General features: G+C 62.9%; 23 protein-coding genes and 1 tRNA gene. 16 read left to right on the top strand and 8 right to left on the bottom strand.

Annotated elements, in window-relative coordinates:
- Positions 1 to 2: 2 nt before the first annotated feature.
- The 3 genes from SM763_RS09220 to SM763_RS09210 form a co-directional block, all read right to left on the bottom strand.
- Positions 3 to 728: an anti-sigma factor gene (locus SM763_RS09220; RefSeq protein WP_368998309.1), complete on the bottom strand. Its 726-nt coding sequence runs from the start codon at positions 726 to 728 to the stop codon at positions 3 to 5.
- The gene (locus SM763_RS09215) at positions 713 to 1,267 is read right to left on the bottom strand and encodes a sigma-70 family RNA polymerase sigma factor (RefSeq protein WP_274835214.1); all 555 of its coding nucleotides are present in this window, start codon (positions 1,265 to 1,267) and stop codon (positions 713 to 715) included. The genes SM763_RS09220 and SM763_RS09215 overlap by 16 nt, the downstream gene beginning before the upstream one ends.
- Before the next feature lie 146 nt (positions 1,268 to 1,413).
- Positions 1,414 to 1,833: a DUF7282 domain-containing protein gene (locus SM763_RS09210; RefSeq protein WP_368998308.1), complete on the bottom strand. Its 420-nt coding sequence runs from the start codon at positions 1,831 to 1,833 to the stop codon at positions 1,414 to 1,416.
- 173 nt (positions 1,834 to 2,006) lie between these two features.
- Here SM763_RS09210 and SM763_RS09205 point away from each other — a divergent pair, with 173 nt between their 5' ends.
- The 5 genes from SM763_RS09205 (at position 2,007) to SM763_RS09185 (ending at position 6,059) form a co-directional block, all read left to right on the top strand.
- Positions 2,007 to 2,609 carry a glutathione S-transferase gene (locus tag SM763_RS09205; protein WP_368998307.1) on the top strand — a complete coding sequence of 201 codons (603 nt, stop codon included), beginning with the start codon at positions 2,007 to 2,009 and terminating at the stop codon, positions 2,607 to 2,609.
- A 214-nt stretch (positions 2,610 to 2,823) separates the two neighbouring features.
- A complete protein-coding gene (gene petA / locus SM763_RS09200) occupies positions 2,824 to 3,384 on the top strand; it encodes a ubiquinol-cytochrome c reductase iron-sulfur subunit (RefSeq protein WP_368998306.1) in 561 nt (186 codons plus the stop codon).
- Positions 3,385 to 3,395: 11 nt separating this feature from the next.
- Positions 3,396 to 4,727, top strand: a complete 1,332-nt coding sequence (gene petB, locus SM763_RS09195; protein WP_065271914.1) for a cytochrome b — start codon at positions 3,396 to 3,398, stop codon at positions 4,725 to 4,727.
- Between the two features lie 19 nt (positions 4,728 to 4,746).
- Positions 4,747 to 5,538 (top strand): cytochrome c1, encoded by a 792-nt coding sequence (locus tag SM763_RS09190; RefSeq protein WP_065271915.1) that lies wholly within the window; start codon positions 4,747 to 4,749, stop codon positions 5,536 to 5,538.
- A 98-nt stretch (positions 5,539 to 5,636) separates the two neighbouring features.
- Complete coding sequence (locus tag SM763_RS09185) at positions 5,637 to 6,059, top strand: GFA family protein (RefSeq protein ID WP_368998305.1); 423 nt, start codon at positions 5,637 to 5,639, stop codon at positions 6,057 to 6,059.
- Positions 6,060 to 6,089: 30 nt separating this feature from the next.
- On the opposite strand, the gene mtaB is transcribed toward SM763_RS09185, so the two are convergent.
- Together mtaB and dapF are read right to left on the bottom strand one after the other, a co-directional pair.
- The gene (gene mtaB / locus SM763_RS09180) at positions 6,090 to 7,352 is read right to left on the bottom strand and encodes a tRNA (N(6)-L-threonylcarbamoyladenosine(37)-C(2))-methylthiotransferase MtaB (RefSeq protein WP_274838086.1); all 1,263 of its coding nucleotides are present in this window, start codon (positions 7,350 to 7,352) and stop codon (positions 6,090 to 6,092) included.
- The gene (gene dapF, locus SM763_RS09175; protein WP_368998304.1) at positions 7,349 to 8,191 is read right to left on the bottom strand and encodes a diaminopimelate epimerase; all 843 of its coding nucleotides are present in this window, start codon (positions 8,189 to 8,191) and stop codon (positions 7,349 to 7,351) included. The genes mtaB and dapF overlap by 4 nt, the downstream gene beginning before the upstream one ends.
- 187 nt (positions 8,192 to 8,378) lie before the next feature.
- On the opposite strand from dapF, the gene SM763_RS09170 reads away from it, so the two are divergent.
- From SM763_RS09170 to SM763_RS09120, 11 genes are all read left to right on the top strand, one after another.
- Positions 8,379 to 8,454: transfer RNA gene (locus SM763_RS09170), tRNA-Lys, on the top strand.
- 280 nt (positions 8,455 to 8,734) lie between these two features.
- Positions 8,735 to 9,931 carry a class I SAM-dependent methyltransferase gene (locus SM763_RS09165; RefSeq protein ID WP_368998303.1) on the top strand — a complete coding sequence of 399 codons (1,197 nt, stop codon included), beginning with the start codon at positions 8,735 to 8,737 and terminating at the stop codon, positions 9,929 to 9,931.
- 342 nt (positions 9,932 to 10,273) lie between these two features.
- Positions 10,274 to 11,290 (top strand): ABC transporter ATP-binding protein, encoded by a 1,017-nt coding sequence (locus SM763_RS09160; protein ID WP_368998302.1) that lies wholly within the window; start codon positions 10,274 to 10,276, stop codon positions 11,288 to 11,290.
- Positions 11,287 to 12,381, top strand: coding sequence for an ABC transporter ATP-binding protein (locus SM763_RS09155; RefSeq protein ID WP_274835207.1), 1,095 nt, complete (start codon positions 11,287 to 11,289; stop codon positions 12,379 to 12,381). The genes SM763_RS09160 and SM763_RS09155 overlap by 4 nt, the downstream gene beginning before the upstream one ends.
- Positions 12,382 to 12,447: 66 nt before the next feature.
- Positions 12,448 to 13,974 (top strand): ABC transporter substrate-binding protein, encoded by a 1,527-nt coding sequence (locus SM763_RS09150; RefSeq protein ID WP_368998301.1) that lies wholly within the window; start codon positions 12,448 to 12,450, stop codon positions 13,972 to 13,974.
- An 88-nt stretch (positions 13,975 to 14,062) separates the two neighbouring features.
- On the top strand, positions 14,063 to 15,007 hold the full coding sequence (locus SM763_RS09145) for an ABC transporter permease (RefSeq protein WP_274867904.1): 945 nt from the start codon (positions 14,063 to 14,065) through the stop codon (positions 15,005 to 15,007).
- 1 nt (position 15,008) lies between these two features.
- A complete protein-coding gene (locus tag SM763_RS09140) occupies positions 15,009 to 15,890 on the top strand; it encodes an ABC transporter permease (protein ID WP_368998300.1) in 882 nt (293 codons plus the stop codon).
- A 17-nt stretch (positions 15,891 to 15,907) separates the two neighbouring features.
- Positions 15,908 to 17,698: a gamma-glutamyltransferase family protein gene (locus SM763_RS09135; RefSeq protein ID WP_274835205.1), complete on the top strand. Its 1,791-nt coding sequence runs from the start codon at positions 15,908 to 15,910 to the stop codon at positions 17,696 to 17,698.
- The gene (locus SM763_RS09130; protein WP_368998299.1) at positions 17,695 to 18,441 is read left to right on the top strand and encodes a DUF1028 domain-containing protein; all 747 of its coding nucleotides are present in this window, start codon (positions 17,695 to 17,697) and stop codon (positions 18,439 to 18,441) included. The genes SM763_RS09135 and SM763_RS09130 overlap by 4 nt, the downstream gene beginning before the upstream one ends.
- Before the next feature lie 96 nt (positions 18,442 to 18,537).
- The gene (locus SM763_RS09125) at positions 18,538 to 19,278 is read left to right on the top strand and encodes a FadR/GntR family transcriptional regulator (protein WP_065273639.1); all 741 of its coding nucleotides are present in this window, start codon (positions 18,538 to 18,540) and stop codon (positions 19,276 to 19,278) included.
- Between the two features lie 42 nt (positions 19,279 to 19,320).
- Positions 19,321 to 20,259 (top strand): acetamidase/formamidase family protein, encoded by a 939-nt coding sequence (locus tag SM763_RS09120; protein WP_368998298.1) that lies wholly within the window; start codon positions 19,321 to 19,323, stop codon positions 20,257 to 20,259.
- A 39-nt stretch (positions 20,260 to 20,298) separates the two neighbouring features.
- On the opposite strand, the gene SM763_RS09115 is transcribed toward SM763_RS09120, so the two are convergent.
- Genes SM763_RS09115 through SM763_RS09105 form a run of 3 tightly spaced genes read right to left on the bottom strand, consistent with a single transcriptional unit; the run spans position 20,299 to position 23,555 of the window.
- Entirely contained in the window at positions 20,299 to 21,180 is an 882-nt protein-coding gene (locus SM763_RS09115; protein WP_368998296.1) for a F0F1 ATP synthase subunit gamma, read from the bottom strand.
- Positions 21,167 to 22,807 (bottom strand): F0F1 ATP synthase subunit alpha, encoded by a 1,641-nt coding sequence (locus SM763_RS09110; RefSeq protein ID WP_368998295.1) that lies wholly within the window; start codon positions 22,805 to 22,807, stop codon positions 21,167 to 21,169. Before SM763_RS09110 ends, SM763_RS09115 begins: the two co-directional genes overlap by 14 nt.
- Positions 22,773 to 23,555, bottom strand: a complete 783-nt coding sequence (locus SM763_RS09105) for a F0F1 ATP synthase subunit B family protein (RefSeq protein WP_065271940.1) — start codon at positions 23,553 to 23,555, stop codon at positions 22,773 to 22,775. The genes SM763_RS09110 and SM763_RS09105 overlap by 35 nt, the downstream gene beginning before the upstream one ends.

The raw sequence follows: 23,555 nt of genomic DNA, 5'->3' as shown, positions 1-23,555 counted from the left end.
AATCACAGGGTCTCGACGGCGGCAGCGGCAAGAACCGCGCCGTTGGGGGCACCGGTGGGCGAGCCGCCTTCCGGTTCGTCCGAGATCGCCAGAGTCGCCCCGGCAAACTGCTGCACCAGCTCCGCAGGCAGAGTCACGAAAATCTCATTCTCATCCGGCAGCACCCCAAGGGAGACCGGCGCCTCGGCCCCATCGGCAATCAGCCACAGTTCCAGCGCCCGGCCGGGACGCGGCGCGCCCTGATCACGCCGGATCAGCAGCAGGTTCTGCTCCGCATCTAGCCCGGCGGCCACGAAGAGGTCGCCATCGGCCGAGGCCAGATCAACATGATAGGCCGGTGAGAAATCCGGGCGCGTCAGGATCGGCACCAGCACCAGCGCCGCCACCAGAACCAGCGCCGCCGCCAGCACGCCAAGCCCCATGCGCCAGGCCGAGAAGATGCGCCGCACGCCTTCTGGACCTTCCGGCGCGGCGTCGATCTGCGCCATCAGCGCCGCCTTCACCCGGGCGGGTGGCGCGGTCTCGGGCACCTCTTCGGCAAGGCTGGCAAAATGCGCCTCCCAGCGATGCACCTCTTCCCGCAGGGCAGGCTCCGCCACCAGGCGCGCCTCAAAGCTGCGCCGTGCCTCGGCATCCAGAAGATGCAGCACGTATTCGGCGGCGAGGAACTCGTCGTCGAAGGGAGGCTCTGCCTGAGGGGTATCGGTGCCGCTCATCGGGTCAGACATTCTTTCAGTTTCTGGAGGCTGCGACGCAGCCAGGTACGCATCGTATTCAGCGGAACGCCGTGACGTTCCGCCAGGGTCTGGTAATTGTCTCCTTCCAGATAGGCGCCGCGCACGGCCTCTGCACGGTCCTGCGGCAATTCCTCCATGCAGGCGTTCATGCGGGCCTGCTCGGACCGGGCAATGGTAGTGGCTTCGGGGCCGGGGCTGCTGTCCGGCACCTGCTCCAGCAGATCGCCGCCGTCGCCCTGACCGGACATCCGCGCCTGACGGGACCGCAGCCGGTCAATCGACAGGTTTCGGGCGATGGTGATCAGCCAGGTCATCGGACTGTGCCCAGTCACCGCATAGCTATCCGCCTTGGCCCAGATCCGCAAAAAGACCTCTTGCAGGGTATCTTCGGCCTCACCGCGGTTTTTCAGCACCCGCAGGCAGACGCCGAACAGTTTGGCACTGGTCGCATCATAGAGCGCTGCGAAAGCACGCCGGTCGCGCAGGGCGATTCGTGCGATCATCGTCTCGATCTCTGCTGGTGTTGTCATATCTGCCCGGCCCTGATTTCCCACCTAGGTAGACAGGTCGCACAGAAAGTCAAAACACCCGGCGCAGAACGCCGGGTGCCCTGCCTCCGCTCTTAGTCTTGCAACCAAGAAGGAGGCATCTGGCCAGCGGTCAGCCAAAGTCTGTTTTACTTGGCGGTGATGACGGTCATCACCAGGTTGCCGTCCATCTTGACCGGGCCGTCTTCCTTGGCGCCAAGCGTGTATTCGAACATGCCGGTCTTCATGCCGCCGTCCTCGCCGTGGACCATCAGCATCAGCATGTCCCCTGCCGCGACCTCTTCGGTCAGGATGGCGGCGACATCGGCGGTTTCACCTTTGCGCAGCGGCGCGTGCCCCACAACCGGGCCCGGCTTCATGTCGACATTGGTGCGGTGCACCACCAGCCAGCCGTTTGCGGGCGCCACAACCTGGCTGGCACTGACCATGCCGTTTGCAACCGACTGATCCTCGGCCATGACCATGGGCTTCATATGGCCACCGGCGAGCACCGGGGCGGACAGGGCGGCAGTGGTTACCAGAGCGGCAGACAGAATAACGGATTTCATTGTGAAACTCCTTCCAAGAGATGTGTTTCAAGCGTTCGAATTGGCGAACCAATGTCGGTTCACCCCGAAATCACGCAGGAGCCGCGAAAAAGTTTCAGCGCGCCGCAGATTTTTTTCACATTGTATTGTCCCGCTGGCGATCTAGGGTGGCGGCAAACCTTGGGAGGTCCATCATGAAACTCTTTCACTCGCCCGCCTCGCCCTTTGTGCGCAAAGTCATGGTGCTGCTGCATGAAACCGAGCAACTGGAGGATGTGGACATTGTCGATGTGCACACCACAGCCATCGCCCCCAGCGACGATCTCAAGGCCAGCAACCCGCTGGCCAAGATCCCGGCGCTGACCCGGGCCAGCGGGCCAACCCTTTATGACAGCCGGGTGATCTGCGCCTATCTGGACCATCGCGCGGGCAGCAATCTTTATGCGCGTTCCTGGGACACCAAGGTGCTGGAGGCGACTGCGGATGGCATGATGGATGCAGCGGTCCTGATGACCTATGAACGGCGTCTGCGTCCCGAAGGCATGGTCTGGGAAGACTGGATCGAAGCTCAGCTAGGCAAAGTGCTGGGGGCCTGCTCGGCGCTCAACAGTCGCTGGATGGCGCATCTGAAAGGACCGCTGGACATGGGGCAGATCGCCGTCGCCTGCGCCCTCGCCTATCTCGATTTCCGCCACCCGACCTCGAACTGGCGCCACGGCAACGAGGCGCTGGCGGACTGGTTCACGGAATTCGAATCGCGTCCCTCGATGCAGGCCACCCAGCCGCCAGCCGCCTGAACGGCAGCCTGCGACCGGGGATGGGCCTGTCAAAACAACAGTGGCTTTTGTGACAGTCTGTCAAAAGAAACTGCCCACGCGACACAACGGCGCGTATATCACGGCTGGACGAAAGGGCTTCTCCCCGCTAGATACGCGCGATAAGGCACTGCGGGTTTCTTGCAGTGTATGCGCATGTTTGCCCTAAACGGGCGCTGGAATTGGAGAAAACCTCGTGTCCCACGCAGAAGACAACGAAGGAACCCGGAGAGATTTCCTCTACTACGCCACTGTCGGCGCCGGGGCAGTCACCGCAGGTGCCGCAGTCTGGCCCCTGGTCAATCAGATGAACCCCTCTGCTGACGTCAAGGCGCTGTCCTCGATCATGGTGGACATCAGCGGCGTGGAAGTGGGAACACAGATTTCCGTAATGTTCCTTGGTAAGCCGGTGTTCATCCGCCGCCGGACCCAAGCCGAAATCGACGAAGCCCGGGCGGTTGAACTGTCCGCGCTGATCGATCCGGCCTCGGAAAACCCGAACAAGCCGGGCACCGACGCATCGGACGAGAACCGCACCATGGACGAAGCCGGCGAATGGCTGGTCATGATGGGTGTCTGCACCCACCTCGGCTGTGTGCCGCTGGGCGATGGCGCTGGTGACTTCAACGGCTGGTTCTGCCCCTGCCACGGTTCGCACTACGACACCGCAGGCCGGATCCGCAAAGGCCCCGCCCCGCAGAACCTGCACGTACCGGTCGCCGAGTTCCACGACGACACAACCATCAAGCTGGGATAAGGAGACGCCACATGTCCGGTATTCCGCACGACCATTACGAACCGAAGACTGGCGCAGAGAAGTGGCTGCACAGCCGCCTGCCCATCGTCGGTCTGATCTACGACACAATCATGATCCCCACCCCCAAGAACCTGAACTGGTGGTGGATCTGGGGCATCGTTCTGGCCTTCTGCCTGGCGCTGCAAATCGCCACCGGCATCGTGCTGGTGATGCATTACACTCCGCATGCTGATCTGGCCTTTGCCAGCGTTGAGCACATCATGCGTGACGTGAACGGCGGCTTTATGCTGCGCTACCTGCACGCAAACGGCGCCTCGCTGTTCTTCATCGCGGTCTACATCCACATCTTCCGTGGCCTGTTCTACGGCTCCTACAAGGCGCCCCGCGAAATCACCTGGATCATCGGCATGCTGATCTTCCTGATGATGATGGGCACCGGTTTCATGGGCTACGTTCTGCCTTGGGGTCAGATGTCCTTCTGGGGCGCGACCGTGATCACCGGCCTATTCGGCGCCATTCCCTTCATCGGTGAGCCGATCCAGACCTGGCTGCTGGGCGGACCCGCTGTTGGCAACGCGACGCTGAACCGCTTCTTCTCGCTGCACTACCTGCTGCCCTTCGTGATTGCTGGCCTCGTGATCGTCCACATCTGGGCCTTCCACACCACCGGCAACAACAACCCGACCGGTGTTGATGTCCGTAAAGGATCCAAGGAAGAAGCCGAGAAAGACACCCTGCCGTTCTGGCCCTACTTCGTGATCAAGGATTTCCTGGGTCTGGCCATCGTTCTGGTGATCTTCTGGGCCGTCGTCGGTTTCATGCCGAACTACCTGGGTCACCCCGACAACTACATCGAAGCCAACCCGCTGGCGACGCCTGCACACATCGTTCCCGAATGGTACTTCCTGCCGTTCTACGCGATCCTGCGTGCCTTCACCTCCGAAGTCTGGGTGGTTCAGATCGCCTCCTTCATCACCGGCGGTATCGTCGATGCGAAGTTCTTCGGCGTGCTGGCCATGTTCGGTGCCATCGCAGTGATGGCTCTGGCGCCCTGGCTGGACACCAGCCGCGTGCGTTCGGGTCGCTACCGTCCGATGTTCAAGTGGTGGTTCTACCTGCTGATCATCGACTTCTTTGCCCTGATGTGGCTGGGTGCGATGCCCGCAGAAGAGCCCTATGCATCGTTCTCGCTGATCGCATCGGCCTACTGGTTCGGCTACTTCCTGGTGATCCTGCCGCTGCTGGGTGTCATCGAGAAGCCGACCGCAATGCCGGCCACCATCGAAGAGGATTTCGACGCCCACTATGGCAAGAAATCCGGCGAAGCCACTCCTGCCGAGTAATCTAGAAGGACAGCTACCCATGTTGAAGAAACTCGCAACCGGTGCCGCCTTCGCTCTGGCGCTCATTCCTGCCGCAGGTTTTGCGGCAGGCGGAAGCGGCCACGTGGAGGACTTCCAGTTCTCTTTCGAGGGCCCCTTTGGCACCTATGACCAGAACCAGCTGCAACGCGGTCTGCAGATCTACACCGAGGTCTGCTCGGCCTGTCACGGTCTGAAGTTCGTGCCGCTGCGCACCCTGTCCGACGAAGGCGGCCCCGGCCTGCCCGAGGATCAGGTCCGCGCCTATGCCGCTGAAAACTTCGAAGTGTTCGATGCCGAGCTGGACGATTTCCGCCCCGCAAAACCGGTTGACCACTTCCCGGCGAACACCTCGCTCGGCGCCCCCGACCTCAGCCTGATGGCCAAGGCGCGTGCCGGTTTCCACGGTCCCTACGGATCGGGTCTGAACCAGCTGTTCAAAGGCATGGGCGGTGCCGAATACATCGCCTCGCTGCTGGACGGCTACACCGGTGAGACCAAGGAAGAAGCAGGCACCACCTTCTACGGCAACACCGCCTTCCCCGGCGGCTGGATCTCGATGGCGCCGCCGCTGTCGGATGAGCAGGTGGAATTCGCTGACGGTCACGCCAACGACGTGCACCACATGGCGCAGGACGTCGCGGCCTTCCTGATGTGGACCGCAGAGCCCAAAATGATGGCCCGTCAGACCGCCGGTTTCGTCGGCGTACTGATCCTGACCGTTCTGTCGGTGCTGCTGTACCTGACCAACAAACGCCTCTGGGCGCCCCACAAGGGCAAGAAGACCTCGTAAACCAGGTCTTCCCCTGATGCAGAAACAGAAAACCCCCGCCAGTGGCGGGGGCTTTTCTTTGTGGTTGCGGCACCATCCATGCCCTCTAGGGTCTGTCCATGACCAGATACACCGGAAAATGCCTTTGCGGCGCCGTCACCTATGTAGCAACAGGGCAGCCGCGCGTTGTCGCGCAATGCCATTGCGAGGAATGCCGAAGGATCAGCGGGACAGGTCACACAGTCGGCGCCATGTTCCCGATAGAGGCTGTCACCATCAGCGGTGAAGTCAGCACCTTCAGGTACCAGTCCGGAAAGGCCTCAGAGGTCACCAAGGCCTTCTGCGGTACCTGTGGATGCCAGATCTACGGACAGAACACCCGCACCCCCGATCACCTGACCCTGTCGCTTGGCACGATGGACGATGCCGAGGGTCTGGAGATCGAAGTCGTCGTATTTGCACGCGACCGGCCGCATTGGGACCAACTCGGCCCTGACGTGCTCTCCTTTGCAGGCCAACCCGACTGGACGCCAAAGGACTGATCCCCGCGCAGAAGCGCAGGGAGGGCCGATTCAGGCAGTCAACTGGCCCTTGGAGGCGCCTGTGATCACCGCAGTCACGATCTGCCCCTCATCCTGCGCCGCTTCGAAGGTCACCTCAGTGAACTGCTCTGTGCGGCCCATATGGGGGTTTTCCATCAGGATCCGATGCGTGCGCCCTACCTGCGCAGCAAGGTGTTTCTGAACCTGCGCATCGCCTGCGGCGCGCAGACGGGCAGCGCGGTCCTTGATCACCTTGCCATCCACCTGCTTCGGGATTTTCGCCGCAGGCGTGCCTTCCCGTTTCGAATAGGGAAAGACATGCAGCCAGGTCAGATCGCAATCCGTCACCAGCTTCAGCGAGTTTTCGAAATGCGCCTCACTCTCGGTCGGAAAACCGGCAATGATATCGGCACCAAAGGTCATATCGGGGCGCAGTTTGCGCGCCTCCTCGGCAAATCGGATGGCATCGTCGCGCAGGTGGCGCCGGGCCATGCGTTTGAGAATCATGTCGTCGCCATGCTGCAGGCTCAGGTGCAGATGCGGCATCAGACGCGGCTCGGTGGCGATAGCCTGCATCAGATTCTCGTCCACCTCGATCGAATCGATGGATGAAATCCGCAGGCGTGGCAGATCCGGCACCAGCTTGAGGATCCGCATCACCAGATCGCCCAGCTTCGGCTCAGCGGGCAAGTCCGCGCCCCAGGAGGTCAGATCCACCCCGGTCAGCACCACCTCGTTATAGCCCTTGTCCACCAGCCGCTTGATCTGGTCCACCACCACACCAGCAGGGACCGAGCGCGAATTTCCGCGGCCATAGGGGATGATGCAGAAGGTGCAGCGGTGATCGCAGCCGTTCTGAACCTGCACATAGGCGCGGGAGCGGGTGCCGAATCCATCGATCAGGTGGCCTGCGGTTTCGGTAACCGACATGATGTCATCGACCTGAACCTTCTCGGTCTCGCCAATGAAATCAGGCCCCTTTGCGATCTCAGCCCAGGTGTCCGGCTGCATCTTTTCGGTATTGCCGATGACGCGGGTAACCTCTTCCATCGCGGCAAAGGTCTCGGGCTCGGTCTGGGCGGCGCAGCCGGTGACGATGATCGGCGCCTCCGGGTTTTCCCGGCGCAGACGGCGGATTTCCTGGCGCGCCTTGCGCACCGCCTCGGCCGTCACCGCGCAGGTGTTCACCACCACGGCATCCTCCAGCCCCGCCGCGCGGGACAGTTCCTTCATCGCCTCGGTTTCATAGGCGTTGAGGCGGCAGCCCAGCGTGGTGAACTTGGGCGCTGTCATCGCAGCGAATCCAGGAATTCGGCGGTGAAGGTGCCGCTGAAGACATGCATGGTCGGACCGGTCATCCAGACACCATCCTCGCGCCAGTCGACCCACAGGGTGCCCCCATCCAGGTCAATGCGCACCCGGCGCCCTGTGAGGCCCCTGCGGGCCGCTGCAACCGCTGTGGCGCAGGACGAGGAGCCAGAGGCCAGAGTCACGCCCACACCGCGCTCCCACACCCGCATACGGATATGATCGGGGCCGACAATATGGGCCACCTGCACGTTGGTACGTTCAGGATAGAGCGGATGATGCTCATAACGCGGGCCGAACTCCCCCAGCGGGATGAGATCGGCGTCCTCGACAAAGAAGGTACAATGGGGATTGCCCATACCAGTGGCCGTCGGCCCGCCCTCGATCGGCAGCTCCAGCGTGTCCATCTCCTCGGCCAGCGGAATTTCCTGCCAGTCCAGCTGCGGCTGGCCCATATTGACCGAAGTCAGGCCCTCGCCCGCATCGCGCGCATAAAGATCACCGCGGTCGGTGGTCAGATGCAGCGCATCCTTGCCGGTCTCAAGCATCAGATGGCGGGCAATGCACCGGGTGGCATTGCCACAGGCCGCCGAGGTCGAGCCATCCGCATTGTAGAAGGTCAGATGCGCATCGCCTGCACCGTTTGAGATCACAGCGAGTTGATCGAACCCCACACCGAACTGCCGGTGTGCGATTCCCTGCGCCAGCGCGGGCGTGATCGCGATGTCCTGCACACGCGCATCCACAACGACAAAGTCGTTGCCCAGCCCGTGCATCTTCATGAAGGGGAAACCGATGTTTTCTGTCATGCTCATGGCGGGCATATAGACCTCGTGCAAAGATGAATCCAGCCTTGTGCCAATAAACTTGAAAAAAGGGGTTGACCCCCCGCCGTACTCCCCCTAGATACGCCGCCTATCGGGACAGCATGGATGACCAAGCCAAGCGACACCGACGCGAATTAAGCGCTTGATCCTTCGGGAGTATTTCGCTTAGACAGCAAGAAGAAGTGGGCCGTTAGCTCAGTTGGTAGAGCAACTGACTTTTAATCAGTGGGTCGCAGGTTCGAATCCTGCACGGCTCACCACTTTCTTCAAGACACTCAAATCACTGATCACACACCGATAGATACATCGGTGCGAATGCTCCGGCTTTCTCGGGCGCAAACCATCCCCGAACGATAACCACGCCTGCGCACGCTTGCCCGCAACTGCCCAATCCAGACGCAGAAGTTCGGCGTGATTCCCCCTTCACAACCGCCCCCTCCAACCTTCGCCAAAGGCACAAGCCATGCGGACCTCAAAGCTTTCCTTAATCCTCTTGTGGCAGGACTCGGGCACAAAAAGTGACTAGAAGGGTCAATCTGAATGACGAAGGCTTCAATTTCCTCCTGCCCGGTTTGCGAGAATGCAATTGGGAATCTGACGATTGAGCGCCGCCCGCAGGTCCCCTCGCTTCAGAACGTCGCCCTGGAAACCCCGGATGCCGCGCGAACATTTCCGACCGGGGCGCTGCATATCCTGCGCTGCGCTGCCTGTGGTTTCGTCTGGAACGATGAGTTTGACCCGTCCCATATTTCCTATGATGCAGGATACAACAACGACGTCACCGCATCACCCTATTACCTGGCCCACCTTGATGCCATGGCCGACCGAATTCTCGCCTCGGTGCCCGAAGATCAGCCCATTCACTATGTTGAAATCGGCTGTGGCGAGGGCGATTTCATGGCCCTGCTTCACGTGCGTGGAAAAGGCCGTGTTGCCTCGCTGACCGGATTTGACCCTTCGTTCACGGGCGATGACAACCTGCCTGACGGCGCCGTGGTCCACCGGGTCATGTTCACCCCCGATCAGATCGATAAAATTCCCGCAGAGGCCAATGTCATCTGCTCACGCCACACGATCGAGCATATCAACGATGTTCAGGCCTTTGCCGAGGCGCTGGCAGCGTCAATGACGCCGGAGCGGAGCCTTTTCCTGGAAACGCCGGACGCCGATTGGATTCTGCGCAACCTGGCCTTTCAGGACTTCTTCTACGAGCATTGCTCAATCTACACGCCAAGATCCGTTGCAACGCTTCTGGCCCGCCATGGCTTGGCCTGTGAGGTCGCACCCGTCTATGACGATCAGTACATGTGGATCTCGGCCCGGATGAGGCCGTCACAGGAGGCATCCGACCCCACCCTGCCGGCAATCGACGATGCCGCGGCCAGACGGTATGTATCCGAGACCAATCAAATCAGGTCTCAGTGGCAAGGCTATCTTGAGACCCGGCACAAGGTGGGGCCCATCGCGCTTTGGGGGGCGGCTTCCAAGGGCGTGACCTTTTCCCTGCTTTTCAACAGCGCAGAGGACGCGCCGATTGACTTCGCCATTGATCTCAACACTGCAAAGCAAGGCTGTTTCATGCCGATAACCGCCACTCCGATCCTCCCGCCCAAAGCGGCGCGCGATCAGGGGGTGCGGACCATCATTATCATGAACCCCAATTACGAGGGCGAGATTCGCCAGCACATCAGCGACCTGGGCTGTGGCGACGTGGAAATCACAGTTCTCAATCACTAGCGACAGATCCCAAAGGCGTATTCCCAGCATCGGGCGCGGCGTGAGCGCGATCACGCCGCGGGCCTGCCGCTGCGTCCGGCGTTTTCAGCTCTCCCTTTTTCAACGAGGCGTCCGTGCGTTGCCCGCTGAAAAACAACCCTTTCCGCCACCCGCCAAAGCTGAGCGCGCCCGCTGCGCCTGAACCTTCGGCACACCCCTTCCTTCCCGCCTGCCTAAATTTTCGTCAGATTTTCCCGGTGGTCCGCCTGGATGATATCGAGGGCGTTGACAGCTGCTCAATTTGAACCAATAGTGAATTGGTACAAATGATCCAGACCAATCCAAAGGCCGGGGAGGCCGCATATGCCAACAGGGCAGATTCAGACAGATGCAGAACCGGCGGATATTCTGCGCCTCGAAGACTTTACACTGCGGTTTCGTGGCCAGGAGAAGGCCACCGTCAACGGTATGAGCCTGAAAGTCTCCCCCGGTGAAATCCTGTGTATCGTCGGCGAATCGGGTTGCGGTAAAAGCGTAACCGCAATGTCGATCATGGGGCTATTGCCCAAAGGATCCTCAGAAGTTCTGTCCGGAAATCTCGATTTCCTTGGGAAATCCTACGATCTGCGTAAGGAAAACCTGCCCGCCGATCAACAGGGCAATCAGATCGCGATGATCTTTCAGGAACCGATGACCTCGCTCAACCCGTCCTTCACGGTTGGCGACCAGATCGCAGAAACCGTGCTGCAGCATCAGGGTGGTACCCGGGCCGAGGCAATGGAACGCGCCCATCAGATGCTGGAGAAGGTCGGCATTCCCGCGCCACGTCAACGGCTTGGCGAATATCCGTACCAATTGTCCGGTGGTATGCGTCAGCGGGTGATGATCGCCATGGCGCTGGCCAATGATCCGCAGCTGCTGATCGCCGATGAACCCACCACCGCGCTTGATGTGACCATTCAGGCGCAGATCCTTGATCTGATCTGCGATCTGCGCCGCGACACCGGCATGGGCACCATCATGATTACCCATGATCTGGGGGTCGTTGGTGAAGTGGCCGACAGCGTTGCCGTCATGTACGGCGGGGAAGTGGTCGAACAGGGCTCCACCAAGGAAATTTTCGCCAATCCTCAGCATCCCTATACCATCGGCCTGATGAGCGCGATGCCGCGCCTTGATCGCCCCGGCGAACGTCTGGCCACGGTGCCGGGTTCAGTTCCGGCGATCCGCAACATGCCCGAAGGCTGCCGGTTCCGCTCGCGCTGCGCCTTTGCCGCTGCCGCCTGCAGCACGCGGCCCGATCTCCGAACGCTTGCAGACGATCACAGCGTCGCCTGCCATTTCGCTCCTCTGGAAACCCATGTGGCGGTGCAGGCATGAGCAGCAAGGACATGATTCTCCGCACCGACGCGCTGACCAAACATTTCGGCGGCGGCGGTTTTCTGAAAAAATCCCCCGTGGTGCAGGCAGTCGACGGGATCTCGCTTGAGGTGAAACGCGGCGAGACCTTTGCCATCGTCGGCGAATCCGGTTGCGGCAAATCCACCCTCGCGCGGTTGCTGATGCGGCTGCTGGAGCCCACGTCGGGGGAGGTCGTCTTTGACGGCAAGGATATCAGCCATGCCGCCGGACCGGATCTGACCCGGCTACGCCGCGATATGCAGTTCATCTTTCAAGATCCGTTTTCCTCGCTCAACCCGCGCATGACCGTGGGCAAGCTGATCGCGGAACCGCTGGAGGTCCACGCCCCCGAGCTGAGCGCCGCCGAACGCCGCGCCAAGGTGGCCGACATCATGCAGAAGGTCGGCCTGCCCGCAGAACACGCGGGCCGCTATCCGCATGAATTCTCCGGCGGGCAGCGACAGCGGATCGGCATTGCCCGCGCCCTGATCACCGGACCGAAACTGGTCATCGGGGATGAGCCGGTCTCGGCGCTGGATGTTTCGGTGCAGGCGCAGGTGATCAACCTTCTGGGTGATCTCAGCCGCGAACTGGGGGTAACGCTGGTCGTCATTGCCCATGATCTGGGCGTGATCCGCCACATGAGCGACCGTGTCGCCGTCATGTATCTGGGCCGTATCGTGGAAATGGGCACCGCCGAAGAGGTCTTCAGTGCCCCGCGCCATCCTTACACCCAGGCTTTGCTGGCCTCGATCCCGGCGCCCCGCGCCGAGGGCGAGGACCGCATCACGACGCTGACTGGCGAGATGCCCAGCCCCGCTGCACCGCCGCCCGGCTGCCGGTTTCACACCCGCTGCCCCTTTGCGCGGCCGGATTGCAAAACCACGGTGCCGGATCTTTCGACTGTTGAGGGCGCATCACATCAGGTGGCCTGCCACCACTGGCAGGAGATCGACGCTCCGGCCGGTGCGCCGCAGCAGGCCCCCCATTCCGCCGCTGCCGAAGAACGGTTTGCCCTGTACCGCGCCGCCATCGAAGGCGCCAAGGTCACCCCGCTGACGCCGGAATAATCCCATCAGAACACCCCCAGAACCAACCGTAACCAAAAGCAAGACCCGACAGAGAGGACCAAGACGATGAAACACTTGAAACCCACCCTGATGGCTGCCCTTCTCGGCGCCACCGCATTGGGGATGATGACCACCGGCGCCAGCGCCAAGGATCTGCGCATCGGCCTGCAATCGGACGCCGACGTGCTGGACCCGGATCAGTCGCGCACCTTCGTGGGCCGCATCGTCTATGCCTCGCTCTGCGACAAGCTGGTCGACATCACCCCGGATCTGGAAATCATCCCGCAGCTGGCCACCGCATGGCAGGTGTCCGAGGATGGCATGACCGTCACCATGCAGCTGCGCGAAGGCGTGGTATTCCACGATGGCACCCCCTTCAACGCCGAGGCCGTGGCCGCGAATATCGAACGCTCCAAGACCCTCGATGAATCGCGCCGCAAATCCGAGCTGTCCTCCATCACCTCGACCGAAGTGACCGGCGAGTATGAGATCAAGCTGAACCTCAAAGGCCCCGACGCGACGCTTCTGGCGCAGCTGGCCGACCGTGCCGGCATGATGATGTCGCCCACCGCCGCCGCGACAGCAGGCGTGGATTTCGGCCTCAACCCGGTCTGCTCCGGCCCGTTCAGCTTTGAAGAGCGTGTCGCCCAGGACAAGATCGTCCTGAAGCGGTTCCCGGACTACTGGAACGCCGACAAGATCGCCTTTGACAGCGTGACCTTCCTGCCGATCCCGGACACCACCGTGCGTCTGGCCAACCTGCAGTCGGGTGATATCGACATGCTGGAGCGTCTGGCCGCCACCGACCTGGCACAGGCCAATGCAGATGCGAATATCGCTGTCGCCGACGCGGTTTCGCTGGGCTATCAGGGCATCACCTTCAACCTGAACAACGGTGAAAAGGGCGACAACCCCTGGGGCAACGACGCGCGCCTGCGTCAGGCGTTCAGCTATGCCATCGACCGCAACGCGATCAACCAGGTGGTCTTTGAAGGCGCCTTTGCCGCTGGCAACCAGCCCTATCCGCCGACCTCGCCCTGGTATGACGCCGATTACCCGGTTCCGGGCCGCGATGTGGCCAAGGCCAAGGAACTGCTGGCCGAAGCCGGGTATCCCGATGGTCTGGAGCTGGAAGTTCAGGTCCCCAACACCACCGTTCCGCTGCAGCTGATGCAGGTGGTTCAGGCCATGGCCGCCGAAGCAGGCATCGACGTGAAGATCGTCTCGAAAGAGTTCGCCACCCTGCTGGCCGATCAATCCGCCGGTGATTACACCGCCAGCCAGATCGGCTGGTCCGGCCGGGTCGATCCCGATGGCAACATCCACCAGTTCATGACCACGAACGGTGGCCTCAACGACAGCAAATACTCCAACCCTGCCGTGGATGAGGCGCTGAACGCGGCGCGCGTTGCTTCCAGCACCGAGGCCCGCAAGGCGTCCTATGATGCCGCGCGCGACGTGCTGGTCGAGGAATCGCCGATTGTCTACCTCTACCACCAGACCTGGATCTGGGCGCATAACACCAATCTGGAAGGCTTCACCGCTTATCCGGACGGGATGATCCGCCTCGAAGGCGTCACCTGGAACGAGTGATACCCACCCTGCGCCGCCCCGCCCTGCGCGCGGGCGGCGCAGATCTTCTGGCCCTTCGGGGTCGCAGCCAATCCGTCAGGTCTGCCCGATGTTCCTGTTCCTCATGCGCCGCATCCTGATCGCGGTGCCCACGATCATACTGATCTCGATCTTTGTCTTCGCCCTGCAAAAGCTGCTGCCGGGGGATCCGCTTCTGGTGCTGGCCGGAGAAGAGCGCGACCCCGAGGTACTGGAACTGCTGCGCGAGAAATACCGCCTGAACGATCCCATCATCGTGCAGTATTTCACATGGATCACCAATGCCCTGCAGGGAGACCTCGGGATTTCGCTGCGCACCAACCAGCCGGTCACCGAGCTGATGATGCAGAAACTGCCGGTGACGCTGCAACTGGCGGCGATGTCGATGATCTTTGCCCTGACGATCGGCGTGCCTGCGGGCATCCTGTCGGCCTACCGCAAGGGTACGCTGACCGATTACCTGGCCAATGTGGTAGCCCTCTCGGGCCTGTCGATCCCCAACTTCTGGCTTGGCATCATGCTGATCCTGCTGGTGTCGGTGAAATGGCAGCTGCTGCCCGCATCCGGCTATGTGCCCCTGTCCGAGGATTTCACCCAGTCGATCCGCACCATGTTGATGCCTGCCTTCGTGCTGGGCACCGCCCTTGCCGCCACGATGATGCGGCACACCCGCTCGGCCATGCTGGGCGTGCTCAGCGCCGATTACGTCCGCACCGCCCGCGCCAAGGGGCTGACCGAACGCCGCGTGGTTCTGAAACACGCCTTCCGCAACGCGCTGACCCCGATTGTCACCCTGACCGCGCTGCTGTTCGGCGAACTGGTGGCTGGCGCCGTCCTGACCGAGCAGATCTTCACCATTCCCGGCTTTGGCAAGATGGTCGTCGATGCGGTGTTCAACCGCGACTATGCGGTGGTGCAGGGTATCGTTCTGGTGACCGCGGTCGGCTTTATCTTTATGAACCTTCTGGCCGATGCGCTGTATTTCATCCTCAATCCACGGCTGAGAGGGCAATAAGATGACCGAAGCTACAGCCCCCTTCACCCCCGAGCAGGATGCAATCAGCGACGGCAAGAACCGCGTCTGGAAGAAGTTCCGCTCTCACCGCAGCGCCTTGTTCGGCGGCATTCTGGTGGCCTTCTTCGTGGCGATTGCCCTCTTGGCCCCCGTGCTGCCGATCCCTGATCCCGCCGCCACCGACTGGGGCGCCGTGCGCAAGGCGCCCTCGGCCGCCCATTGGATGGGCACGGATGAGATTGGCCGCGATGTGCTGTCCCGCCTGATCTGGGGGGCGCAGGCCTCGCTTCTGGCCGGTGTGGTCTCGGTCGGGATTGCCCTCGCCCTTGGCGTGCCGCTCGGCATTCTGGCCGGCTATTTCGGCGGCTGGACCGATGCGGTGATCTCGCGCTGCACCGAAGCCCTGCTGGCGGCTCCCTTCCTGATCCTGGCGATTGCGCTGGCGGCCTTCCTTGGTCCGTCGCTGACCAATGCGATGATTGCCATCGGGATCTCGGCCACGCCGATCTTCATCCGCCTGACCCGCGGGCAGGTTCTGACCGTGCGCTCCGAAGACTACATGGACAGCGCCCTGGCCATCGGCCTGCCGACGCCCAAGATCCTGCGCCGCTATATCCTGCCAAACGTGCTGCCGCCGATCCTGGTGCAGGCAACCCTGACCATTGCCACGGCGATCATCGCCGAGGCCTCGCTGTCCTTCCTCGGCCTTGGCCAGCAGGCGCCCGCGCCCAGCTGGGGGTCGATGCTGAACACAGCGAAAAATTTCCTCAATCAAGCCCCCTGGATGGCCATGTGGCCGGGCATCTCGATTTTTCTCGTGGTGCTGGGCTTCAACCTTCTTGGCGATGGTCTGCGCGATGCGCTGGACCCCCGCGAGCACTAGACCAAACGGAGACATAGATGTCCGATTTTACAACACGGCCCGAAATCCGGGGCACCTTCGGGGTCGCAACCTCGACCCATTGGATTGCCTCGACCGTCGGCATGAGCATTCTGGAAAAGGGCGGCAACGCATTTGACGCCGCCGTCGCAACCGCGCTGGTCCTGCAAGTGGTGGAACCGCATCTGAACGGTCCGGCCGGCGATATGCCTGCGATCTTCCACAAGGCGGAAACAGGCGAAACCAAGGTGGTCTGTGCACAGGGCGTGGCGCCCAAGGCCGCAACCATCGAAGCCTACACCGAACAGGGGCTGACCCTGATCCCCGGCTCGGGTCTGCTCGCAACCGTTGTTCCCGGCGCTTTTGACGGCTGGATGATGATGCTGCGCGATCACGGCACCATGTCCCTGCGCGAGGTGCTGGAGCCGGTGATCGGCTATGCTCGCGATGGCCATCCGGTGCTGCCGCGTGTGGCCAATACCATTGCCGGTCTGCAGGAATTCTTTGAAACCGAATGGCCAACCTCGGCTGCTGTCTGGGCCCCGGGTGGCGAAGCGCCGAAACCCAACGCCCTGTTCAAGAATCCAGATCTGGCGCGCACCTATGAACGTCTGGCCGAAGCGGGCGAAGCCGCAGGTGAGGACCGTGTCGCCCAGATCGACGCCGCCCGCGCCGAATGGCGCGAAGGTTTCGTGGCCGAGGCGATCTTTGACTATCTGAAAGACGCCCATGTGATGGATGTCTCGGACGAGAAACACAGTGCGGTGCTGGCGCCCGAGGACCTGAAGGACTGGCGTGCCACCTATGAGGACACCCTGTCTTACGAATACGAAGGCTGGACGGTGCACAAGACCCACGCCTGGAGCCAGGGACCGGTACTGCTGCAGGGCCTTGCCATCCTCAAGGGCTTTGACCTTGGCGCGATGGATCCCTTCGGCGCCGAGTTCGTGCACACCGTGACCGAAGCGATGAAGCTCGCCTATGCCGACCGCGAGGCCTATTACGGCGACCCTGCCCAGTCCGAGATCCCGATGGAGTACCTCCTCAGCGAGGAATACAACGCCGAGCGCCGCAAACTGATCACCGACAAGGCCTCGACCGAGCAGCGCCCGGGCCGGGTGCCCGGCTTCGAGCATCTGGCGGACGCATATGTCGCGCGCGCGGCGCGGGACTTCAACGTCGGGCAGGTGGCGGCGCAGGAGCCGACCATGTCGCACCTCACCGAAAAGCGCGGCGATACCGTGCATCTCGACGTGATCGACCGCTGGGGCAACATGGTCGCCGCAACCCCTTCAGGCGGCTGGCTGCAAAGCTCCCCGGTCATTCCGGGCCTCGGCTTCCCGCTCAACTCCCGCGCCCAGATGTTCTGGCTGGAGGACGGTCTGCCGACCTCGCTGGCGCCGGGCCGCCGCCCCCGCACCACCCTGACCCCCAGCTATGCGGAAAAAGACGGTGTGCAGATGGTCTTTGGCACCCCCGGCGGTGACCAGCAGGACCAGTGGCAGCTCATCTGGTTCCTGCGTTTCGTGCATTTCGGCATGGAACTGCAGCAATGCATGGATGCGCCGCTGTTCCATTCCATGCACTTCCAGGGATCCTTCTTCCCACGCGAAGTGCGCACCGCCGAAATGATGGTCGAGCCGAACTTTGGCGAGGCGGTGATCGCCGATCTGCGCGCCCGGGGTCACAACGTCGTGGTGGCGGATCCCTGGACCGTCGGTCGGCTGACCGCTGCCCTGCGCGAACCGGACGGCATGCTGCGCGCGGCGGCGACCCCGCGCCTGATGCAGGCCTATGCGGTCGGCCGATGACCTGGTCGCTGATTGCCAAGAACCCCGAGGATGGCGCGATCGCTGTGATCGTCGCCTCCCGGTTCTTCGCCTGCGGCGCGGTGGTGCCCTTTGTCGGGCCGACTGTCGCCGTGGCGTCGCAGGCCTTCTGCAATCCGGTCTGGGGCACCGAGGGACGCAGGCGCATGGCCGCCGGTGAAAACGCCCAGGCGGTGCTCGCCGATTTCGCCCTTCGCGATCAGGGGCAGGCGATCCGCCAGGCCCATATGATGGATGCCGAAGGTCGCTTTGTCGCCCATACCGGCGCCGATTGCGTCGACTGGGCCGGGCACCTCTTGGCCGAGGATCATTCGGTGGCGGGCAATATGCTGACCGGCCCCGAGGTGATCGAGGCAACCTCGGCGGCCTACAAGGACAACGCGGATCTGCCCTTTGCTGAGCGTCTGATCGTGGCCATGCAAGCCGGAGAGGCCGCAGGTGGCGACAAACGGGGCCGTCAGGCCGCCGGACTGGTGATCCATCGCGGACAGGAGCATGCCTGGCTCGACATCCGGGCCGATGACCACGCGGACCCCCTAGGTGAGCTGGCCCGCCTCTGGGAGGTCGCGCAGGAACGCTATGTGCATTTCTCCAAGGGCATGCCCACGGCCGAGCGGTTCTCTGGCCTGCCCACCCGCGAAGGCATCGACGCCGATATCGCCGCGGCAGAGGCCCGCCGCATCGCAGAAGGACGCCCCAGCAAATCGCAGGCCGTCGATTATTGATCAAACAGCGCCCGGTATGCCCCGGGCGCTGTTGTTTTTACCCTTTGCGCCATTTTTTGCTTCAATATGCAGACCCTGTCTGAGAAAAAGTCTGTCATGTCATCACACTCCCGCAGCTCGTCTATCGAGCCGATCAAACAAAAGGTTCTGGCCCTGATCAAATCGGGCAGCCTCGCCGCAGACGGCAAATTGCCCACCGAACGGGTGCTGTCGGAACAGTTCGACGTCAGCCGCAGGGCGGTGCGTCTGGCGCTCGACAGTCTGGAAGAACAGGGGCTGGTCTGGCGCAAACAGGGCAAGGGCACCTTTGCCGGACAACCCGCCGATCCGACTGGGGACCTCGCGGCCAAGATCGCCGGGGAGACCAACGCGCTACAAGTGATGGAAGCGCGCCTGTGTATCGAGCCGGAGCTTGCCGCGCTGTGTGCCAAACGGATGCAGCCGGATGAGCTGATGCGCCTGCGCCGTCTGGCCCAGCGGCAGTTTGAATCCAACGGTCCGGAAGCGATCGAACTTTGGGATGGCGCCTTTCACCGGCTGATCGCCCAATGCGCCCGCAACCGGCCCTTGCTGACCTCCTTTGCCCTGCTTGACCGGATCCGCGAGAACCCGGAATGGATCCGCATCCGCGCCCGTGCCCGAAGCGGGCCGTCGCTGGAGGTGTCGCATTGCGAGCACGTGACCATCATCGAGGCGATTGCCACCGGCGACAGCGATGTGGCCCGCACAGCCATGCGCGAACACCTGACCACCCGCTTTGACGCGCTGCGGAGCGAAATGGACCCCGGCGACGACAGCTGGGAGACCGAACTGTTCGACATAGACACCGGCAAGTAACAGCGGCGCACAGATCACAACGGAACCGGCAGGAGACGCATCATGACATCCACCCTTCCCGCATCGGTGCAGAACTGCCACTGGGGCTTTTTCGACGCGGCCCATCCGCCTGCCCTGTCCATCGACAGCGGCGAAGAGGTCATCATCGACACCGTCTCGGGCGGCCCCGACATGTTGCCCGGAGATGGTTTTCACGTGCCGCCGGAATTGCTGGAAATTCACGCCGCCGGCCTGCCGAGCATGCCGGGCCATATCCTGACCGGCCCGGTCGAGGTACGTGGCGCCCAGCCGGGCGATGTACTGCAAGTCGATATCCTCGATATCTCGCTGCGGCAGGACTGGGGCTACAACATGATCCGGCCCTTGGCCGGGACGCTGCCGCTGGAATTTCCCAAACGCCAGCGCACCATCCTGCCGCTGGACGCCGAGCGGCAACTGGCCCACCTGCCCTGGGGCACCGATCTGCCGCTGGCGCCGTTCTTTGGGGTCATGGGGGTGGCGCCGCCGCCCGAGTGGGGGCGGATCTCCACCATCGAGCCACGTCGCCATGGCGGCAATATCGACAACAAGGAACTGATCGCGGGCACCACCCTGTACCTGCCGGTTCTGGCACCGGGCGCGTTGTTTTCCTGTGGCGACGGTCATGCCGCGCAGGGCGATGGCGAGGTCTGCGTCACCGCCATCGAAACGGCGCTGCGCGGGCATTTCCGCCTGTCCCTGCGCAGGGACCTGTCGCTGGACTACCCACAAGCAGAAACGCCATCGCATCACATCACCATGGGCATGCATGCCGATCTGGATGTCTGCGCCGAAATGGCCCTGCGGGATATGATTGCCGTGGCCGAGGCGCGATTGGGGATCAGCCGGGAAGACGCATATATGCTCTGCAGCCTCGCCGCCGATCTGCGCATCACCCAGACGGTGAACCGCGAAAAAGGCGTGCATATGATGATGCCGAAAAGCCAGCTGCAACGCCCGTAACGGCGCCTGTATCCAGTCCGCCGCGCCGACACAGGACTGTCAGGCTGGATCACCCTGATCCACCGCTTCAAAGCCTGAAATGATATCCAGTAGTTCGCGGGTAATTTCCTCCTGCCGTTTCTGGCGATAGGCATCCATCAGCTCTTCGCGGTGGTCGCTGATATTGCCCTCTGCCCGGCGCATGGCAGCCAGACGCGCGGCGTGTTCGCTGGCCAGGGATTCGGCAAGCGCGCGATAGATCTGCACAAAGATCCGCTGCCCGATCAGCCAGGAGAACAGCTTGGTCGGCGCCATGCGGTAGGTCGGCAGGCTGCGCGATGGCCAGGGTTCACGTGCCAGCGCATCGAGATCCCCGCGCGGCACCGGCAGCAGCGGCCACTCGGTCGGCACCGCCAATGAAGCCCCGGCGCGGCGGTTGAACAAAAGCGAGACTGTCCCGACGCCCGCTTCGGTCCAACGGTCGATTTCCACCGCAACCGCATGCACCGTGGCCGTCAGACCGGCGGCCGATCCGGGCAGCGCAAACAGCGCATCGGGCATATGCCCTTCTGCCTCCATATGCGCCGCCACCCGCTGGCCCAGCACGCAGAGGCGGCAATCGCTCTCCTCCAAGATCCGCGCGACCGCGCGACCACCAATCCGGTCGTTGAACCGCCCGCACAGCCCCCGGTCAGAGCCGATGACGATCAGCGCTGATCTCGGCGCCACCTCTGCGGGTGACCCCGCCTGCGTCTGCAAAGACTGATCACGCAGCACAGCCTGCAACCCCAGATCCACCGTGCGTTCATACTGCAGCATCGCCGCAGCGGCGCGTTCGTACTGTCGGATACTGACCGAAGAGAGGCTTTTCATGGTGCGTACGATGGAATGGATCTCGGCGGTGGTGTGCATCCGCGCCGAAAGCGCCTCAAGCGTCTGCATCACCCACTCCTTCGCGCCGCGGCGAATGCGAATCGTCGGGATAGAACCCGGTCAGCGCCGCCTGCATCGCCGTGATCAGGGCCGCCCGCTGCGCCGGGTCCAGCGGCGCGCCGCCCTCGATGGCATCGCAGATCTCGGGACAGGTCCGGCGGGCGGCCCGAGCCGCATGCAGCCCCGCATCGCTGACCCTGTCAGCAGGAATGGCATCGAACAACCCTTCGGTCGCGGCCAGCAGCGCCGCGATCTGGTCCGCCACCTCAAGCAGTTGATGCTCACGCTGCTTCAGGATTTCCCGCACCCGCAGCCCCCGGTCCAGCCGCTGCCGTGTCTCGGCATCGATCTGGGTGCCAAAGCGGGCAAAGGTCTCCAGCTCTTCAAATTGCGCGTAATAGAGCCTCAAATCTCCCGCCACGGCGCGAAAGGCAGGCAATTGCGCCTTGCCGCCAACGCGGCTGACCGAGGTGCCGATGTCGATGGCCGGCAGCCTGCCCTTTTCGAACAGCGAGGGCGACAGGTAGATCTGCCCGTCCGTGATGGAAATCAGGTTGGTGGGAATAAAGGCCGAGATGTTCTGCGCCTGGGTTTCGATCACCGGCAAGGCGGTGAGCGAACCGCCACCGTGTTCCTCGCGCAGCGGGGTGGCGCGCTCCAAAAGCCGCGAATGAATATAGAAGATGTCCCCGGGATAGGCCTCGCGGCCGGGCGGGCGGCGCAACAGCAGCGACAGCTCGCGATAGGCGCGGGCATGGCGGGTCAGATCATCATAGACGATCAGCACATCGCGCCCTTCATCCATGAAATGCTCTGCCATGGCAGTGGCTGCATAGGGCGCGATGAACTGCAACCCCGGCGCGTCTTCTCCGCCGGCCACCACGACGATGGTCCGCTCCAGTGCGCCGCCCTTGCGCAGGCTATCAATCACCCGCGCCACGGCCGAGGCCCGCTGCCCGATGGCGCAATAGATCGAGATCACCCCGGTGTCGCGCTGGTTCAGGATGGTATCGACGGCGATGGCCGTCTTGCCGGATTGCCGATCACCGACGATCAACTCGCGCTGACCACGCCCGATGGGCACGGCGGCATCGATCGCCTTGATCCCGGTCTGCAGCGGCACGCTGACCGGGGCGCGGTGCATGATGGGCGGGGCCGCACGTTCGATGGGGGCGCGGTCGCGGCACTGCAACGGTCCAGCACCATCGATGGGCTGCCCCATCGCATCGACAACCCGCCCCAGCAGCGCGGCACCAACCGGTGTGTCAACGACGCGGCGTGTGCGGTGCACCTTGTCACCGGGGCGGATGCCGACGCTGTCACCCAGTACAATTACCCCGATGCGGTCGGTGGCCAGGCTGGAGGCGATACCGGTCTGCCCACCGGCAAAGACCACCAGCTCATCCGCCCTGAGGTCGGGAAACCCGGCGATCCGCGCAATGCCATTGCCAACAGACAGAACCCGGGCAACATCGGTGATTTCGGCCACCGGGGCGGTTTCGGCAAGGATCCGGTCCATCCGGTCGACCAGCCCTGCGGCAATCCGGCCCGCCATGCCCTGCCCGTCTGTGCGCTTGTCATTGCGCCCGCCGTTCTGCCCGTCATGCGGCATCGGCAGCCTCGCTTGCCACGGCATCCAGGCTTTCTTCGATCAGCAGGCCCAGCCGGTCCAGATAACGCCCCGCCGACCAGTCCAGCACCTGATGGCCCAGCGTCAGACGGATGCCAAAGGTAACATCCCCGGCGGTGGCATAATCCACCTTGATACCCTCTGCGATCTCGTCGTGGATGGCGCGGGTCAGGTGACGCCGCGCCGCGCTTGGCAGTTCCATGCTGCATTCCACCAGCGCCGCCCCCGGCATGCCTTCCGCTGCCCGTTCCAGCCGCCTGCGCTCCTCAAGGTCGAGCGAGGACAATTGCCGGGCGAACTCTGCCGCCATCTGCTCCGCCAGATCTGCTCCGGCGAAATCCGCCAGAACACGGCGCAGCGCCTGCCCCACGTGGGCGGCTGTGCGCTTTTGCATCTCCAGCACGATTTCAGTGCGGTCCTCCTGCAAATGGTCCAGCCAGGCCGCACGTTTCTGCTCCATGTCTTCGCGCAGATCGGCCTCCAGCTCTTGGCGCAACGCCTCGGCCGCGGCGCGGGCCTTTGCCATCTCGGCCTCCCTATGGCTGTCCAGCGCCTGCCGCTCGGCCCGCAGCGCTTCGGCTTCGGTGACAGCCTCTTCACGCACGCGGCGCGCATCGCCAAGCCGCTCGGCAATCCGTTGTTCCCGCTCGGCCATTGCCTTGGTCACAGGCCCGTAGAGAAAGCGTTTCAGCAACCAGATCAGAACGAGGAAGTTCACCAGTTGCGCCGCGACGGTCAGCCAGTCGATCTGCAC

This window comes from Pseudophaeobacter sp. C1-32P7 (genome assembly GCF_041008775.1).
In the GTDB taxonomy this organism is placed as follows: Bacteria; Pseudomonadota; Alphaproteobacteria; order Rhodobacterales; family Rhodobacteraceae; genus Phycobacter; species Phycobacter gallaeciensis_A.
The sequence above is the reverse complement of the archived record's forward strand: the minus strand, read 5'-3'. Positions and strand labels throughout refer to the sequence as shown.

Bases quoted from the DNA above. Each gene is read 5' to 3' on its own strand.
- SM763_RS09220 (WP_368998309.1), bottom strand. From the start codon at position 728: ATGTCTGACCCGATGAGCGGCACCGATACCCCTCAGGCAGAGCCTCCC.
- SM763_RS09215 (WP_274835214.1), bottom strand. From the start codon at position 1,267: ATGACAACACCAGCAGAGATCGAGACGATGATCGCACGAATCGCCCTG.
- SM763_RS09210 (WP_368998308.1), bottom strand. From the start codon at position 1,833: ATGAAATCCGTTATTCTGTCTGCCGCTCTGGTAACCACTGCCGCCCTG.
- SM763_RS09205 (WP_368998307.1), top strand. From the start codon at position 2,007: ATGAAACTCTTTCACTCGCCCGCCTCGCCCTTTGTGCGCAAAGTCATG.
- petB (WP_065271914.1), top strand. From the start codon at position 3,396: ATGTCCGGTATTCCGCACGACCATTACGAACCGAAGACTGGCGCAGAG.
- SM763_RS09190 (WP_065271915.1), top strand. From the start codon at position 4,747: ATGTTGAAGAAACTCGCAACCGGTGCCGCCTTCGCTCTGGCGCTCATT.
- SM763_RS09185 (WP_368998305.1), top strand. From the start codon at position 5,637: ATGACCAGATACACCGGAAAATGCCTTTGCGGCGCCGTCACCTATGTA.
- mtaB (WP_274838086.1), bottom strand. From the start codon at position 7,352: ATGACAGCGCCCAAGTTCACCACGCTGGGCTGCCGCCTCAACGCCTAT.
- dapF (WP_368998304.1), bottom strand. From the start codon at position 8,191: ATGCCCGCCATGAGCATGACAGAAAACATCGGTTTCCCCTTCATGAAG.
- SM763_RS09165 (WP_368998303.1), top strand. From the start codon at position 8,735: ATGACGAAGGCTTCAATTTCCTCCTGCCCGGTTTGCGAGAATGCAATT.
- SM763_RS09160 (WP_368998302.1), top strand. From the start codon at position 10,274: ATGCCAACAGGGCAGATTCAGACAGATGCAGAACCGGCGGATATTCTG.
- SM763_RS09155 (WP_274835207.1), top strand. From the start codon at position 11,287: ATGAGCAGCAAGGACATGATTCTCCGCACCGACGCGCTGACCAAACAT.
- SM763_RS09150 (WP_368998301.1), top strand. From the start codon at position 12,448: ATGAAACACTTGAAACCCACCCTGATGGCTGCCCTTCTCGGCGCCACC.
- SM763_RS09145 (WP_274867904.1), top strand. From the start codon at position 14,063: ATGTTCCTGTTCCTCATGCGCCGCATCCTGATCGCGGTGCCCACGATC.
- SM763_RS09140 (WP_368998300.1), top strand. From the start codon at position 15,009: ATGACCGAAGCTACAGCCCCCTTCACCCCCGAGCAGGATGCAATCAGC.
- SM763_RS09135 (WP_274835205.1), top strand. From the start codon at position 15,908: ATGTCCGATTTTACAACACGGCCCGAAATCCGGGGCACCTTCGGGGTC.
- SM763_RS09130 (WP_368998299.1), top strand. From the start codon at position 17,695: ATGACCTGGTCGCTGATTGCCAAGAACCCCGAGGATGGCGCGATCGCT.
- SM763_RS09125 (WP_065273639.1), top strand. From the start codon at position 18,538: ATGTCATCACACTCCCGCAGCTCGTCTATCGAGCCGATCAAACAAAAG.
- SM763_RS09120 (WP_368998298.1), top strand. From the start codon at position 19,321: ATGACATCCACCCTTCCCGCATCGGTGCAGAACTGCCACTGGGGCTTT.
- SM763_RS09115 (WP_368998296.1), bottom strand. From the start codon at position 21,180: ATGCAGACGCTTGAGGCGCTTTCGGCGCGGATGCACACCACCGCCGAG.
- SM763_RS09110 (WP_368998295.1), bottom strand. From the start codon at position 22,807: ATGCCGTGGCAAGCGAGGCTGCCGATGCCGCATGACGGGCAGAACGGC.